The organism is Frateuria sp. sgz306004, from assembly GCF_057750885.1.
Genome location: NZ_JBYLFE010000005.1, coordinates 293,704 through 308,522, shown reverse-complemented (window position 1 = coordinate 308,522; position 14,819 = coordinate 293,704). Strand labels below are relative to the sequence as shown.

At 65.0% G+C, this 14,819-nt stretch carries 10 protein-coding genes and 1 riboswitch; of the genes, 8 read left to right on the top strand and 2 right to left on the bottom strand.

Going from position 1 to position 14,819, the window contains the following annotated elements:
* The first annotated feature begins 215 nt into the window (after nucleotides 1–215).
* From hfq to AC3G2C_RS12790, 7 genes are all read left to right on the top strand, one after another.
* The gene (gene hfq, locus AC3G2C_RS12820; RefSeq protein ID WP_488385000.1) at nucleotides 216–485 is read left to right on the top strand and encodes an RNA chaperone Hfq; all 270 of its coding nucleotides are present in this window, start codon (nucleotides 216–218) and stop codon (nucleotides 483–485) included.
* 154 nt (nucleotides 486–639) lie between these two features.
* Entirely contained in the window at nucleotides 640–1,953 is a 1,314-nt protein-coding gene (gene hflX, locus AC3G2C_RS12815; RefSeq protein ID WP_488384999.1) for a ribosome rescue GTPase HflX, read from the top strand.
* A gap of 216 nt (nucleotides 1,954–2,169) precedes the next feature.
* The gene (hflK, locus tag AC3G2C_RS12810; RefSeq protein ID WP_488384998.1) at nucleotides 2,170–3,351 is read left to right on the top strand and encodes an FtsH protease activity modulator HflK; all 1,182 of its coding nucleotides are present in this window, start codon (nucleotides 2,170–2,172) and stop codon (nucleotides 3,349–3,351) included.
* Nucleotides 3,348–4,217, top strand: a complete 870-nt coding sequence (hflC, locus tag AC3G2C_RS12805) for a protease modulator HflC (protein WP_488384997.1) — start codon at nucleotides 3,348–3,350, stop codon at nucleotides 4,215–4,217. Before hflK ends, hflC begins: the two co-directional genes overlap by 4 nt.
* Before the next feature lie 12 nt (nucleotides 4,218–4,229).
* Complete coding sequence (locus AC3G2C_RS12800; protein ID WP_488384996.1) at nucleotides 4,230–4,415, top strand: DUF2065 domain-containing protein; 186 nt, start codon at nucleotides 4,230–4,232, stop codon at nucleotides 4,413–4,415.
* A gap of 191 nt (nucleotides 4,416–4,606) precedes the next feature.
* Entirely contained in the window at nucleotides 4,607–5,899 is a 1,293-nt protein-coding gene (locus tag AC3G2C_RS12795; protein ID WP_488384995.1) for an adenylosuccinate synthase, read from the top strand.
* 313 nt (nucleotides 5,900–6,212) lie between these two features.
* Complete coding sequence (locus AC3G2C_RS12790; protein WP_488384994.1) at nucleotides 6,213–8,864, top strand: M1 family metallopeptidase; 2,652 nt, start codon at nucleotides 6,213–6,215, stop codon at nucleotides 8,862–8,864.
* 280 nt (nucleotides 8,865–9,144) lie between these two features.
* Here AC3G2C_RS12790 and AC3G2C_RS12785 read toward each other — a convergent pair whose 3' ends face one another.
* Entirely contained in the window at nucleotides 9,145–10,740 is a 1,596-nt protein-coding gene (locus AC3G2C_RS12785) for a carbohydrate-binding protein (RefSeq protein ID WP_488384993.1), read from the bottom strand.
* Nucleotides 10,741–11,193: 453 nt separating this feature from the next.
* Here AC3G2C_RS12785 and AC3G2C_RS12780 point away from each other — a divergent pair, with 453 nt between their 5' ends.
* Nucleotides 11,194–11,625 (top strand): hypothetical protein, encoded by a 432-nt coding sequence (locus AC3G2C_RS12780; RefSeq protein ID WP_488384992.1) that lies wholly within the window; start codon nucleotides 11,194–11,196, stop codon nucleotides 11,623–11,625.
* Between the two features lie 67 nt (nucleotides 11,626–11,692).
* Here the strand turns inward: AC3G2C_RS12780 and gcvP are convergent, their stop codons facing one another.
* Nucleotides 11,693–14,584, bottom strand: coding sequence for an aminomethyl-transferring glycine dehydrogenase (gene gcvP, locus AC3G2C_RS12775; protein ID WP_488384991.1), 2,892 nt, complete (start codon nucleotides 14,582–14,584; stop codon nucleotides 11,693–11,695).
* Nucleotides 14,585–14,622: 38 nt separating this feature from the next.
* Nucleotides 14,623–14,727, bottom strand: a riboswitch (glycine riboswitch).
* Nucleotides 14,728–14,819: the final 92 nt, after the last annotated feature.

Here is a 14,819-nt window from a genome sequence, read left to right as displayed (position 1 = left end):
GCCGGTTGCAGAAGCTTGACCACACGGCATCGCGGCATTCGCGCAGATGATGGCGATGGTTCCGCGTATTCGTGAACGTCTTTTTCACACATGCACAAAGCGTGCATGTGCCCTTTCATCAACGATTTAAAAGTGGTTAATATTCCTCAATCTTGGGCCGGGGCGCCGCGTGCGTCTTTTCTCCGGCCTGTCCGTTTTCGAGGGGAGAAGAAGAAATGTCCAAAGGGCAATCGCTGCAAGATCCGTTTCTGAACGCACTGCGCCGTGAGCGGGTCCCGGTCGCCATCTACCTGGTTAACGGCATCAAACTTCAGGGCACGATCGAATCGTTCGACCAATTTGTGGTGCTGCTGCGCAATCAGGTCAGCCAAATGGTCTACAAGCACGCCATCTCCACGGTCGTGCCCAGTCGCAATGTGCGGGTCGGCAACGGGCAAGATGGCCACGGCGACGCGCCGCTGGGCTCCACCGACACCGAAGGTTGAATCGGTCGGCCTGTCGACCCATCTGAGTAGGGAGCCCCGGGCAACGCCATCAGCGCGCCCGGCGTCGTAACGACTTACACTTCCCCACTCCGGCCAGTGGTCGCGAACAGTCGTGTTCGCGGCCTGGCGTCTTGATACAGGTCCTTCCCACCTCGTGTTTGATCGTCAAAAGAAAGGCGAGCGTGCGCTCCTCGTGCTTCCGCATTCGCGCGGCGAGGGCGATGCCCAACGGCGCGCGGATGAGTTCGGCGAGCTGGTGCGCTCGGCCGGCGCCGAGATACTTGGCAGCATAACGGCACGCGTCGACGTGCCCAATCCCCGCTATTACATCGGTACCGGCAAGGCCGATGAGGTCGCCGAGGCTGCCCGCGCGCTCGGCGCTGACCTGGTGCTCATCGATCACCTGCTGTCGCCAGTGCAGGAGCGCAACCTCGAAAAGCATCTCGCCATTCGCGTGGTGGATCGCGCGGGGCTGATCCTGGACATTTTCGCCCAGCGCGCCCGCTCGCACGAAGGCAAGCTGGAAGTGGAGCTGGCCCAGCTCAAGCACTTGGCCACCCGTCTGGTGCGCGGCTGGACCCACTTGGATGCCCAGCGCGGTGGTGCCATCGGCAACCGAGGCCCGGGCGAAACCCAGCTGGAAACCGACCGCCGCCTGCTGGCCGAGCGCGTGAAAATGCTCACCAAGCGCCTGGAAAAGGTGCAGACCCAGCGCGGCCAGCAACGCCGCGCGCGCTTGCGCAACACCGTGCCGCGCGTGGCCCTGGTGGGCTATACCAACGCCGGCAAGTCCACCTTGTTCAACGTGTTGACCGAAGGCGAGGTATTTGCCGCGAACCTGCTGTTCGCCACGCTGGACCCCACCGTACGCAAGCTCGATGGGCTGGCCTGTGGCCCGGCCGTGCTGGCCGACACGGTCGGCTTCATCCGTGAGTTGCCGCATGATCTGGTGGCGGCCTTCCGCGGCACCCTGGCCGAGGCTCGCGACGCCGATCTCCTGCTGCATGTGAGCGACGCCGCCGACGAAGAGCGTGAGCGCCTGGCACGCGTGGTCGACGAGGTGCTGGAGGAGATCGACGCCGGCGACCTGCCGCAGCTGCGCGTGATGAACAAGATCGACCTGGCCGGCGCCGAGCCGCGCATCGACCGAGACGACCAAGGGCGGCCAACCGCCGTATGGTTGTCGGCGGCTACCGGCGTTGGCCTGGACCTGCTCCGGCAGGCCCTGGGCGAGCTGCTGGGGGGCGATCGCGTGCAGTCCGAGCTGCGCCTGCCGCTGTCGGCGGGCCGGCTGCACGCCCGCCTGAAAGCCGCGGGCGCCATCGTGGGTGAAGAGGTGGACGAGGAGGGCTGGCGCCTGAGCATCGACGCCCCGCGTAGTGTCATTGCCCCGCTGAGCGGTGGCGGCGCGGCGGAAGCGGCCCTGCTGCGGGCGCTGCTGGGCACGCCGGAAGAGCCGGCGTTCTGAACGCCAACCTGTGCACCCGATTACAAACGGGTGCCTTGAGTCGCCATTGGTGAGGAATCGTCGCACGGGTCTGGTAGAATCCCCGGCGTTTGTGCGGCGATCCGGTGCCGCGGCGGCACACTTGCCACGAGACGCCCTCGCCACCATGTCCAAACCCGTTCAACGTGCTTTCCGGCCAATGTTGCCGGCCTCCCCGCGGCCTCAAGGAGACTGACCATGGCCTGGAACGAACCCGGTAATAACGGGCAGCGTGATCCCTGGGGCAAGAACCGACAGACCGGCGGCAAGCCGGGGCTGGAGGAGATGCTCAAGCAGCTTCGCAACCGTCTTGGCAAGTTCGGCGGGGGCGGCACCAACGGCCTGTTCACCATCGCGCTGGCCCTCGTGCTGGCCTGGGTACTGTTGAGCAGCTACACCATCGTCGACGCCCGCCAGGCTGGCGTGGTGCTGCGTTTCGGGCAGTACGCCCGCACCTTGCAGCCGGGCTTCCACCTCAAGCTTCCGCGTCCCATCGAGACTGTCACCAAGGTCGGCACCACCGAGATCCGTTCGGTGTCGGACAAGGTACGCATGCTGACCAGCGACGAGAACATCATCTCGGTCGACTTCAACGTGCAGTACCAGGTTTCGGATGCTCGCAAGTACCTGTTCTCGTTGAGTGGTCCGCCGGAAGACACCCTGCGCCAAGCCGCCGAGGCCGCCGTGCGCACGGTGGTGGGCGCCAACGTGATGGATAACATCCTCACCAGCCAGGCCAACGAGCCGGTGGCCGCCGCCGCTCCGGCAGCAGCAAGTAGCGTGGCTGGCGCGTCGTCGGTTGCGACGCCGGCTACCCCGGCCGTTGCCGGCAAGGTCGCCGAAACGCGTGACACGCTGCAACAGCAGACCCGCGAGATTCTCCAGGCCACGCTCAACGAGTACGACGCGGGTCTGATGGTCACCGACGTGAGCTTCCAGAACGTGGCCCCGCCGCAGGAAGTGAAGGACGCCTTCGACGACGTCAACGCCGCCCGCGAAGACAAGCAGGCCACCGAGAACGACGCCCGTGCCTACGCCAGCAAGGTCGTGCCGGTGGCGCGCGGCGACGCGTCGCGCATTCTCGCCGAGGCCCAGGGCTACAGCGCCCAGCGCACCGCCATCGCCACCGGCGACGGTGCCCGCTTCAATCTCATCCTCAAGGAATACAAGGCCGCGCCCGACGTCACTCGCCGCCGCCTGTGGCTGGAAACGGTCGAAGATGTCATGTCCAACAACCCCAAGGTGCTCGACGGTTCGGGTGGTCGCAACATGATCTACCTGCCGCTTGATCGTGCCACCGGCAAGGACCTGCAAGGCGTGGGTTCGGTGATGCAATCCGCAGGCAGCGATGGCCTGGCCGGCAAGGAGAAGCAGCCATGAAGTTCATCTCTGGCATCGTGATCGTGCTGCTCGTGCTGTTCGGCTTCAACAGCCTGTTCGTGGTGCACGAGGGTGAAACCGCCCTGGTACTGCAGTTCGGCCGCATCGTGCGCACCGGCGACAAGCCCGGTCTGCACGCCAAGCTGCCGTTCGTGCAGCAGGTGATGACCTTCGACAACCGCATCCTCACCCTGGAAGCGCCGCCGGAGCGTTACTTCACCTCCGAAAAGAAGAGCGTCAACGTCGACTTCTACGTGAAATGGCGCATCGCCGACAACGCCGCCTATTACCGCGCCACCGCCGGCGACGAGTTGCAGGCGGCCGCGCGCCTGTCGCCACTGGTGAAGGACGCCCTGCGTTTCGAGTTCAATGCGCGCACCCTGCAAGAGCTGGTTTCGGCTGGCCGCAAGGACGTAACCGAGCGCGTGCGCAAGCAGACCGACCTCGCCGCCAGCAAGAACCTGGGTATTACCGTGGTGGATGTGCGCATCAAGCGCATCGATTTGCCGGACGAAGTGAGCGAGTCGGTCTACAAGCGCATGCGCGCCGAGCGCGCGCAGCTGGCCAACGAGCTGCGCTTCACCGGCCAGCAGCAGGCCGAAACCATCAAGGCCGATGCAGACCGCCAGGCTCAGGTGATCAAGGCCGAGGCCGAGCGCGACGCCGCCAAGGTGCGCGGCGAGGGCGACGCCCAGGCAGCCGCCATCTACGCGCAGGCGTACGGGCAGGATCCGGAGTTCTTCGCGTTTTACCGAAGCCTGTCGGCGTACCGTAAATCGTTCCAGGACGGCAAGGGCGTGCTGGTGCTCAAGCCCGACTCGGAGTTCCTGAAGTATTTCAACGACGGCGCGTCGTCTAGGCGCTGACGGGTAGGGCCCATGTCGCGTGATTTGTGGGCGGCACTGTGCCTGGTGCTGGTGATCGAGGGTCTGGTGCTGTTCGCGGCGCCGCGTGGCTGGCAAGCCACAATGCGCGAGGCGGTGAAGCTCAGCCCGCGCATGTTGCGCGTGTGCGGTGCGGTGGCCATAGGGATCGGGCTGGTCGCCTTGCAACTGGTGCATTGAGTTAATGCGGTGGATGGGCCGCTCAAAGCCATCGGGAACAAGTGCGGCGCCTTGCCGTTGTTCCAGCGGAGGCTGGGGCCTGGGTTGAAGGCGCTCGATTCCCGCGTTTGCCGGAATGGCGAGCAAGGGTTTCCAAAGTTATCCGCCCCCTGGGGCAACCGATTCTTCAAATTGACGAGAGCAACATCATCATGGGCAAGTCAGTAGTCATCCTTGGTGCGCAGTGGGGCGACGAAGGCAAGGGCAAGATCGTCGACCTGCTGACCGAGCAGGTCAAAGCCGTGGCGCGTTTCCAGGGCGGCCACAACGCCGGCCACACGCTGGTCATCGGTGGCAAGAAGACCGTGCTGCACCTCATTCCCTCGGGCATCCTGCGTGACGATGCGCTGTGCCTGATCGGCAACGGCGTGGTGTTGTCGCCGCAGGCCCTGAAGCAGGAAATCGAGGAACTGGAAGCGCAGGGCGTGGAAGTGCGTTCGCGCCTGAAGATCAGCCCGGCGACGCCGCTGATCATGCCGTACCACATTGCCGTGGATAAGGCGCGCGAAGCCGCCGCCGGCAAGTCGGCCATCGGCACCACCGGTCGCGGCATTGGCCCGGCCTACGAAGACAAGGTGGCCCGCCGCAGCGTGCGCGTGGCCGACCTGATGTACCCGCATGAGCTGCCGGAGAAGATCAAGGCCGCCGTGGAGTACCACAACTTCATCCTCACGCAGTGGCTGAAGGCCGAGCCGGTGGACTTCCAGCAGGTGCTGGACGATGCGCTGGCCTATGGCGAGTTCATCCGCCCGATGGTCGACGACGTCGCCACCATCCTGCACGACGTGCGCAAGGAAGGCGGTCACATCCTGTATGAAGGCGCCCAGGGCGCGCTGCTGGATATCGACCACGGCACCTACCCGTACGTGACCTCGTCCAACACCACCGTGGGTGGTGCGCTGGCTGGCACCGGCGTGGGCGCGGGCGACATCGACTACGTGTTGGGCATCTGCAAGGCCTACGCAACCCGCGTGGGCGGCGGTCCGTTCCCGACCGAGCTGCACGACGAGATGGGCGAGCGCCTGCGCAAGGTCGGCAACGAGTTCGGCGCCAGCACGGGCCGTCCGCGCCGCTGCGGCTGGATCGACCTCGTCGCGCTCAAGCGCGCCGTGCAGATCAACGGCATCAACGGCCTGGCCATCACCAAGCTGGACGTGCTCGATGGCCTGCCGACCATCAAGGTCTGCATTGCCTATGAGTACCGTGGCAAGCGCCGTGAGCTGGCGCCGCTGGATGCGGACGGTTGGGCCGAGTGCAAGCCGGTCTACCTGGAGTTCCCGGGCTGGGACGAGTCCACCGCGGGCATCCGCGAGTGGGACAAGCTGCCGGCCGCGGCACGCGCTTATCTGCGCGCCGTGGAGGAGTTGTCCGGTTGCAAGCTCTCGCTGGTCGCCACGGGTGCGGACCGCGACGACACCATCGTGCTGGACGACCCGTTCGCCTGAGTCGGTAGCGCTTGAGTTGTACAAAGGAGCCCCGCCATGCGGGGCTTTTTTGTGGGCGTAGGGAAGGGCAGGGGCGCCCATCCACAGGGTGCCTCTGCAAACACGTTGTACGGCTGCGCGGCGGCGCCCTGTCGCGATGGCCTATGCGTGCCGATACCCCGACCCGTTGGGTTCTGGCCTCCCGGCCGTTTCCTCCGCCCGTTTCCGTCCATGACTTTTGGCGGTGTCTGTGCCGATCGGCATATCCGACCATCGACCTGTTTTGCGTCACTTCGGGGTCGCGCCGCTGGCCTCGCCTAACAGGGAAAACGTTATGCGTACTCGTTTGGTCTCCGCTATCGCGCTGGCTCTCGCCGGCGTTTCCTTCACCGGTGCAGCGTTGGCTGCTGCTGCCGCGCCGGCCTCCCAGGTCATTACCCAGTTGCCGCGCGAGGTGCGCCCCACGCATTACACAGTGTCGGTGACGCCGCATGCCGACCAGCTGAACTTCAACGGCAAGGTCAGCATCGATGTGGAGGTGCTCAAGCCCACCACCAGCATCACCCTCAACGCCATCGACATGCAGTTCAGCGATGTGGCGCTGGCGCCGGTGAGCGGCAAGCTGGCTATCGCCGCGCCGAAGGTGTCGGTGGATGACAAGGCGCAGACCGCGACCTTTACCTTCAGCCAGCCCCTGGCTGCGGGCAAGTACCGCCTCTCGATGAGCTACACCGGCAAGATCGGTACCCAGGCCAATGGCCTGTTCGCCATCGATTACGACACCAAGGACGGCAAGAAGCGCGCGCTCTACACCCAGTTCGAGAACTCCGACGCACGTCGCTTCATTCCCTCCTGGGACGAGCCCAACTACAAAGCCACCTTCGACTTGCAGGTCAGCGTGCCGTCCACGCAGATGGCGGTGAGCAACATGCCGGTGGCTTCCAAGCGCGACCTGGGCAACGGCCTCAGCGAAGTCACCTTCAAGACCTCGCCCAAGATGTCCACCTACCTGCTGTTCTTCGGCACTGGTGAGTTCGATCGCGTGACCACCATGCAGGACGGCACCGAGATCGGCGTGATCACACAGAAGGGCCTGACCGACCAGGCCGCCTTTACGTTGGAATCGGGCAAAGCGGTGCTCAAGGAATACAACGACTACTTTGGCGTGAAGTACCCGCTGCCCAAGCTGGACAACGTCGCTTCGCCGGGCAGCAGCCAGTTCTTCTCCGCCATGGAGAACTGGGGCGCCATCTACACCTTCGAATACGCCTTGCTGCTCGATCCGTCGATCTCCACGCTGTCGGACAAGCAGGAGGTGTTCAACACCGCCGCGCACGAAATGGCGCACCAGTGGTTCGGCGATCTGGTGACCATGCGCTGGTGGGATGACCTGTGGCTCAACGAAGGCTTCGCCTCGTGGATGGCCGCGCGCACCACCGAACGCCTGCATCCGGAATGGAACACGCGCCTGGATGCGGTCGGCGTCCGCGAAGGCGCCATGTCACGCGATGCGGTGGAAACCACGCATCCGGTGGTGCAGCACGTGGAAACCGTGGAGCAGGCCAGCCAGGCGTTCGACTCCATCACCTATTCCAAGGGTGCCTCGGTCATCAGCATGCTCGAAGCGTACGTGGGCGCGGACAACTGGCGCACCGGCGTGCGCAATTACATCAAGGCCCACGCATACGGCAACACAGTGTCCGACGACCTGTGGCACGCCATGGACGCCGTGGTGCCTAGCAAGCAGGTCACCACGATCGCACACGACTTCACCTTGCAGCCGGGCATTCCGCTGATTCGCGTGGAAGCGGGCGCGTGCAGCAACAACAGCACGTCGATCAAGCTGACCCAGGGTGAGTTCACCAAGGATCGCCCCAACAAGACGCCGTTGCGCTGGCACGTGCCGGTGATCGCGCAGACCGATGGTGGCAAGCCGGTGAGCACCATCGTGGATGGCGAGGCGACGCTCGCGGTGCCCGGTTGCGGCACGTTGCTGGTCAATGCCGGCCAGAGCGGTTATTTCCGCACGCTCTATGCCCCGCAGCAGTTCGCGGCGATCAAGGCAGGCTTCGCCAAGCTCGCGCCGATCGACCAGCTCGGCGTGATGGGTGACACCTGGGCGTTGGGCATGGCCGGCCTGCAGCCGGCGTCGGACATCCTCGACCTGGCCAAAGCCGCGCCCGTCAATGCCGATCCGCAGATCTGGGACGAAGTGGCCAGCAGCCTGGCGGGCCTGGATCAGTACTACCGTGGCGATAGCAAGCGCCAAGCGGCCTTCCGCACCTATGCGATCAAGCAACTCGCTCCCGTGTTCGCCCGTGTCGGCTGGGAAGCCAAGCCGGGCGAGAGCGTGCCCACCGGCATCCTGCGCACACACCTGATCTCTACGCTGTCGAGCCTGGGTGACACCACGGTGATCGCCGAGGCACGCCGCCGTTATGCCGCGCAGGCTACCGATCCCAAGGCCGTGCCGCCGGCACTGCGCAAGACCATCCTTGCCGTGGTCGCCAGCCACGCCGACGCGGCTACCTGGGACAAGTTGCATGCCGAGGCCAAGGCGGAGAAGACCCCGCTGGTGAAGGATCGCCTCTACGCCTTGCTCGCCGCTGCCGAGGACGAAACGCTCGCCAAGCGCGCGCTGGATCTGGCCCTTACCGACGAGCCGGGCGCCACCAATAGCGCCGGCATGATCAGCTCCGTCGCACGTCGCAACCCGGATCTTGCCTTCGACTTTGCGCTGGCGCATCGCGAGCAGGTCGAGAAGGTGGTGGACGGCAGCTCGCGCAGCCGTTACTTCCCGATGCTGGGCAACAGCTCGTTCAATCCGGCGATGATCGACAAGATCAACGCCTATGCGAACGCCTACCTCGAACCCAGCGCCCGCCGCGACGCGGAAACGGCCATCGCCAACATCAAGTACCGCATCATGGTTCGCAACGAACGCACCCCGACGGTGGATGCGTGGCTGGCTAAGAACGGCGGCTAAGGAAGGTCTGATCGATCGACTTCTTGTCCGTCATTCCTGCGGACCCCAAGAAGGGGGCAAGAGCAGGAGGGGCTTTGCAACAGCCGAAGGCTGGTCATCCAGTGCCCTTACATTCAGCGATTTACAGGCACTGGACCCCAGCTCTCGCTGGGATGACGATCAAAATCAGCGTTTCCCTAAGCAAACGCTTCTTCGTGTAGCGATATGCAAAGGCCCGCGCCATGGCGCGGGCCTTTGTCTATGCCGGGCAGGAGGATGTCCTCCTGCCCGGTGTTTCGCATTACCGCCCCAAATCGCTCAAGAACCGCTTGGTGTATTGCAGCGGCGTGGTCGAAGGCACGGAGTTGCAGGTGGGCGAGGCGGTGCTCTGGCTACACGGTGTGTCGCGATCCAGTGACCAGAAGTGCAGACCGGCGAGGCCGTTGCTCACCGCGTAGCTGGTGATGGTGTCGGCATTGGCCACGCTGAAATTCTCGCTGGAGACATCGTTCACGCCGATCATCGGGGTGAGCTCGATCTTGTTGGGCGATATGCCGTAGGTGTGTTCCAGGTTCACCGCCGCCTGGATGGCCGACTGGCCCATGTCGCACACGCCACCGGACACCACGCAAACCGCGCTGCTCGGGCCGCCGAAATCCATCACCATCAGGTTGATCGTGTAGTTGGTGAGTGAAGAGGCCTTGATCGCCTTCACCACCATGTCGCCCAAGCTGTTCACGCCGCCGTAGCTGCCATCGGATGCGCCCAGCGTGGCGAGGGTGAAGGAGAAGCGCAGGTTGGGATACAGCGACTGGCCATAGACCGCCGCGGCCACCAGATTGTTGATGTCACTCTGGCTCTGACCGCCCTCGATGTCGAAGTCCACGCCCACCATTTGCGGCGACATGTAGCGCGAAAGGAAGTTGGCAAAGCCCGACGTGCTGCCGCAGGTGAACGTGCCGGCTTCGCCACCGGTGGAGACCACATAGGGCAGGCCGGCGCTGGAGAGCGCGGAGATGTTGGCGGTGGCGAAGTTGGCGCCCGGAATGCCACCCCAGTTCTCGCTGCCGCATTCGCCGGTGGCGAAGGCGAGGGTGATCGCGCTCAGGTTGCTGACATAGTTGGCCTTGAGGCTGCCCGTGCCCACCACCGGAATGGCCGAACCGGTAGCGGCGGCCGTCTGCATCACGTTGGTGTTCCAGTTGAGGTTCACCGTGACGTCCTTGTAGGGACTGAACAGCAAGTTGGCGCCGGTGCCAGGCGGGTTGGTGGTGCCGCCACCCGAACCGCCTCCTGAGCCGCCGCCGCTGCCACCACCCGAGCCGCCGCCCGAGCCACCACCGCTGGAGCCGCCACCGCTGCTGCCGGTGCAGCTGCCCTGCGAGGTCCACGGTTGGCCCGAGCCGGTGGGGCCGCTGCTGGTCGCCGGGTCGTTGCCCTGGGTCCACCAGTTGGCGACGTAGTTGATGCTGTTTTCGCTGACCACGGCGCCACCGTTATAGGCCTGCGTGGAGACCCAGGCGGCCGCGCAGGTGCCGCCCGAGCCGCCCGAGCCACTGCCGCCGCTGCCGGAGCCGCCACCCGAGCCGCTGCTGCCACCGCAGGCGCCTTGCGAGGTCCAGGGTTGGCCTGAGCCGGTAGCGCCATTGTTGGTGGCCGGATCGTTGCCCTGGGTCCACCAATTGGCGACGTAGTTGATGCCGTTCTCGCTCGCTACCGCGCCACCGCTGTAGGCGGTGCTGGCGCTCCAGGCCGCCGCGCAGGCCGGTGTGCTTTGCGCATGTACCGTTTGTACCGGTGCTATCGCCACCAGACTCATTGCCATCGCGCCGCCGGCGGCGCTACCAAGGGCGTGCATGGCTGTCCGCAGCCACATCACCGATTGCTTGACTCGCATAGGGGTGTCTCCTGGTCGTTGTGCAAAGTGGTTGGTCGAAAGGCGACTGGCCGCATCCATGCGGCCACCGGGATAAGGACGTTCCTGGCATTCCTGCGAGCCGTGCCTGGACGGCCGGAGCGGTGTCGTCGTGTGTCCCGTAATGACAACGTTGTCTCCAATGACTGTCACAAACTGTGACGACGCGCGAAAAATCGGCACGGCGAGAATTTGCGAAGTTGTAGGGCGAAGTGGTCGCCGTTTCCCTTATTGCGATGCAGCAAGCGCGCTATGCGCTTGGTGGGGAGCTTGGCATCGGCTCGTCATGGCGAAGAACAAATGTCATGACAACGTTGACAACAAAGGCATGCGGAAGGTGCGGGGCAGCGTGTTTGCGGCGGGCAATGCAGCTAGCATGGTCAGCGATCGCTCGTGCGGGGGTACGAGCGACATTCGTCGACACAGGGGAGTGACATGGCAAGGGACAACACACCAGTGCGTTGGTACTGGCCGCAGATCGGCAATGTGGCCGATGCCGAGCAGGCATCCAATGCGGGCATGTGGGCGGCGCTGTTCTGCGCGGGCGTGACCACGGTGTTCGCTACCGTGGCGGTGTTCAATCACGGCGCGATCATGGGCATCAACGGCTGGGCTTATGTGGATGCCTTGCTGTTTGCGCTCATCGCATGGCGCATTCGCGCGCGCTCCAAGGTGTTTGCGGTGATCGGCCTGGGCCTGTTCGTGCTGGAGAAGGTCTTCCAGTTCGCCACGCAGCCGAAGGCGGGCGTGGGCATCTTTCTCGCCATCGTGCTGCTGTTCGCCTTTATCAGTGGCGTGCGCGGCACGTTCGCCTACCATCGCCTGCGCGATGCGGGCGTGCGAGGCCCGGCACCGTTGGACGCCTGATCACGTTGAGCAGATAAAAAAGGGCTCCGCATGCGGAGCCCTTTGGGTTACCCGAACAACGAGTGGCTTACGCCACGTTGGGTTCGCTGAAGGCTTCGATCTCGCCCTTGAACGCTTCCACCGGCACGCAGCTGCAGAACACGTTCTTGTCGCCGTAGACGTTGTCCACGCGCGCGACCGGCGACCAGTACTTCTGGAACTTCAGGCTGGGCAGCGGGAAGGCGGCCAGTTCGCGCGGATAGGCATGCGTCCACTCCGTCGCCGACACCATGGTGGCGGTGTGCGGGGCGTGCTTGAGCGGGTTGTCCTCCGGATCGAGCTTGCCTTCTTCCACGGCGCGGATTTCGTTGCGGATCTGGATCATCGCGTCGATGAAGCGGTCCAGCTCGTACTGCGATTCGCTTTCCGTCGGCTCCACCATCAAGGTGCCGGCCACCGGGAAGCTCAGCGTCGGCGCGTGGAAGCCGAAGTCGATCAGGCGCTTGGCCACGTCCTCGGCGCCGATGCCGGTGCTGTCCTTGAGCGGACGCAGATCGAGGATGCACTCATGGGCCACCAGGCCGTTACGGCCGGTGTAGAGCGTCTCGAAATGCGGCGCCAGGCGCTTGGCGATGTAGTTGGCGTTGAGCAGGGCCACCTGGGTGGCGCGACGCAGGCCGCTGGAGCCCATCATGGTGATGTACATCCAGCTGATCGGCAGGATCGAGGCCGAGCCGAAGCTGGCGGCCGACACCATGCCCACTTCGCCCTCGCCACCAAAGGTGCGCGGCAGGAACGGGGCGAGGTGCGACTTGACCGCGCACGGGCCCACGCCCGGGCCGCCACCGCCGTGCGGGATGCAGAAGGTCTTGTGCAGGTTGAGGTGCGAAACGTCCGAACCCCACTTGCCCGGCTTGGCCAGGCCCACGAGCGCGTTCATGTTGGCGCCGTCGGTGTACACCTGGCCGCCGTGCTTGTGCACGATCTCGCAGATTTCCACCACCTCTTCCTCGAACACGCCGTGCGTGGAGGGGTAGGTGATCATGATGGCGGCGAGGCGGTCGCTGAACTTCTCGGCGGCGCGGCGGATGTCGTCCACGTCCACGTTGCCGTTGGCGTCGCACTTGGTCACCACCACCTGCATGCCGCACATCTGCGCGGAGGCGGGGTTGGTGCCGTGCGCCGATTCCGGAATCAGGCAGATGTCGCGATGGCCTTCGCCGCGCGAGCGATGGTAGGCGCGAATGGCCAGCAGGCCGGCGTATTCGCCCTGCGCGCCAGAGTTCGGCTGCAGGCTCACCGCGTCATAGCCGGTGCACTCCACCAGCATGGCTTCCAGCTCGTCGATGAGCTGCTTGTAGCCGGTGGCCTGGTCGGCCGGGGCCAGCGGATGGATGTTGGCGAACTCCGGCCACGTCACCGGGATCATCTCAGCGGTGGCGTTGAGCTTCATGGTGCAGCTGCCCAGCGGGATCATGGTGCGATCCATCGCCAGATCCTTGTCGGCCAGCGAGCGCATGTAGCGCAGCAGTTCGTGCTCGCTGTGGTGCGTGTTGAAGGCCGGGTGCGTCAGGAACTTGCTCTTGCGCAGCAGTTGGGGCGGCAGGGCGTCATGCACGCTGGCATCGAGTGCGTCGATATCGGTGATGGACGCGCCGAACACCGTGGCGAGCGCGATGACGTCCGCGCGCGTGGTGGTTTCATCCAGGCTGACGCCGACGCTGTTGGCGTCGATGGCGCGCAGGTTGAAGCCCGCGGCACGTGCCTTGGCATGCAGCGCGGCGGCGTCCACGCCGGTGACGCGCAAGGTGTCGAAGAAGTGCGTATCCGCAGCAACACCGGCCTGGCGCAGCGCCGCGAACAGGATCGCCGCCAGGCGATGCACGCGGCGGGCGATGCGGGTGAGGCCTTCCGGGCCGTGGTACACGGCGTACATGCTCGCCATCACGGCCAGCAGCACCTGCGCGGTACAGATGTTGGAGGTGGCCTTTTCGCGGCGGATGTGCTGCTCGCGCGTCTGCAGCGTGAGGCGGTAGGCCGGCTTGCCTTCGGCGTCGACGGACACGCCGATCAGGCGACCCGGCATGGAACGCTTGTAGGCATCGCGGCAGGCCATGAAGGCCGCGTGCGGGCCGCCGAAGCCGAACGGCACGCCGAAGCGCTGGGTGTTGCCCACCACGATGTCGGCGCCCCATTCGCCCGGTGCGGCGATCAGGGTGAGGGCAAGCAGGTCGGTGGCCACGCAGACCACGCCATGGCGCGCATGCACGGCGTCGGCCAGGGCCTTGTAGTCGTTGATCTGGCCGAAAGTGTTGGGGTACTGCAGCAGCACGCCGTAGCTGTCGACGTTGAGCGCGTCGCTGTCTTCACCCACATGCAGCGCGATGCCCATGGCTTCGGCGCGGGTCTTGAGGACTTCCAGCGTCTGCGGGTGCACGGCGTTGGAAACGAAGAACGTGTTGGACTTGGACTTGGCCGAGCGCTTGGCCAGCGTCATCGCCTCGGCGGCGGCGGTGCCTTCGTCCAGCAGCGAGGCGTTGGCGATTTCCATGCCCGTCAGGTCGGCGCACATGGTCTGGAAATTGATCAGCGCCTCCATGCGGCCCTGCGAGATTTCCGCCTGGTACGGCGTATAGGCCGTGTACCACGCCGGGTTCTCCAGAATGTTGCGCAGGATGACGTTGGGAGTCAGGGTGCCGTAGTAGCCCTGGCCGATGAAGCTCTTGAGCACCTGGTTCTTGTCGGCAATGGCGCGAATCTTGGCCAGCGCCTCCACCTCGGTGATCGGGGAGGGCAGCGCCAGCGGCGCCTGCGACTTGATCTTGCCTGGCACGATGGCGTCGGTCATCGCCTCCAGCGAGTCGTAGCCGACCACGCCCAGCATCGTGGCGATTTCCGCGTCGTTGGGGCCGATATGACGCTCGATGAAGGCGTCGTGGTGCTCGAGGTCACGCAGGGAGGGGTTGGCGTTCTGACTCATGGCAGGGGCGTCCGAAAGAAACGTGCAAGCCGCACGCGAAGCGCCCCTCTGTCCTTTTGCCTGAGAGTTTGGAAGCGAAGGGATGTCCCTTGCTTCGTGCCCCTTCGGCGCCGGATTGAACCGGTCTCTCCAGAGTGTTTATGCGCATGATGGTATGGGGCCTGAGCGATTACGGGCGTTGCGCCTTCGGCAGCGGCTCGCGCCGCTTCTCCCACCACACGCTAAACGACAATTA

Excerpts from the sequence above, each read along its gene's own strand:
- hfq (WP_488385000.1), top strand. The coding sequence starts at position 216 with ATGTCCAAAGGGCAATCGCTGCAAGATCCGTTTCTGAACGCACTGCGC.
- hflK (WP_488384998.1), top strand. The coding sequence starts at position 2,170 with ATGGCCTGGAACGAACCCGGTAATAACGGGCAGCGTGATCCCTGGGGC.
- hflC (WP_488384997.1), top strand. The coding sequence starts at position 3,348 with ATGAAGTTCATCTCTGGCATCGTGATCGTGCTGCTCGTGCTGTTCGGC.
- AC3G2C_RS12800 (WP_488384996.1), top strand. The coding sequence starts at position 4,230 with ATGTCGCGTGATTTGTGGGCGGCACTGTGCCTGGTGCTGGTGATCGAG.
- AC3G2C_RS12795 (WP_488384995.1), top strand. The coding sequence starts at position 4,607 with ATGGGCAAGTCAGTAGTCATCCTTGGTGCGCAGTGGGGCGACGAAGGC.
- AC3G2C_RS12790 (WP_488384994.1), top strand. The coding sequence starts at position 6,213 with ATGCGTACTCGTTTGGTCTCCGCTATCGCGCTGGCTCTCGCCGGCGTT.
- AC3G2C_RS12785 (WP_488384993.1), bottom strand. The coding sequence starts at position 10,740 with ATGCGAGTCAAGCAATCGGTGATGTGGCTGCGGACAGCCATGCACGCC.
- AC3G2C_RS12780 (WP_488384992.1), top strand. The coding sequence starts at position 11,194 with ATGGCAAGGGACAACACACCAGTGCGTTGGTACTGGCCGCAGATCGGC.
- gcvP (WP_488384991.1), bottom strand. The coding sequence starts at position 14,584 with ATGAGTCAGAACGCCAACCCCTCCCTGCGTGACCTCGAGCACCACGAC.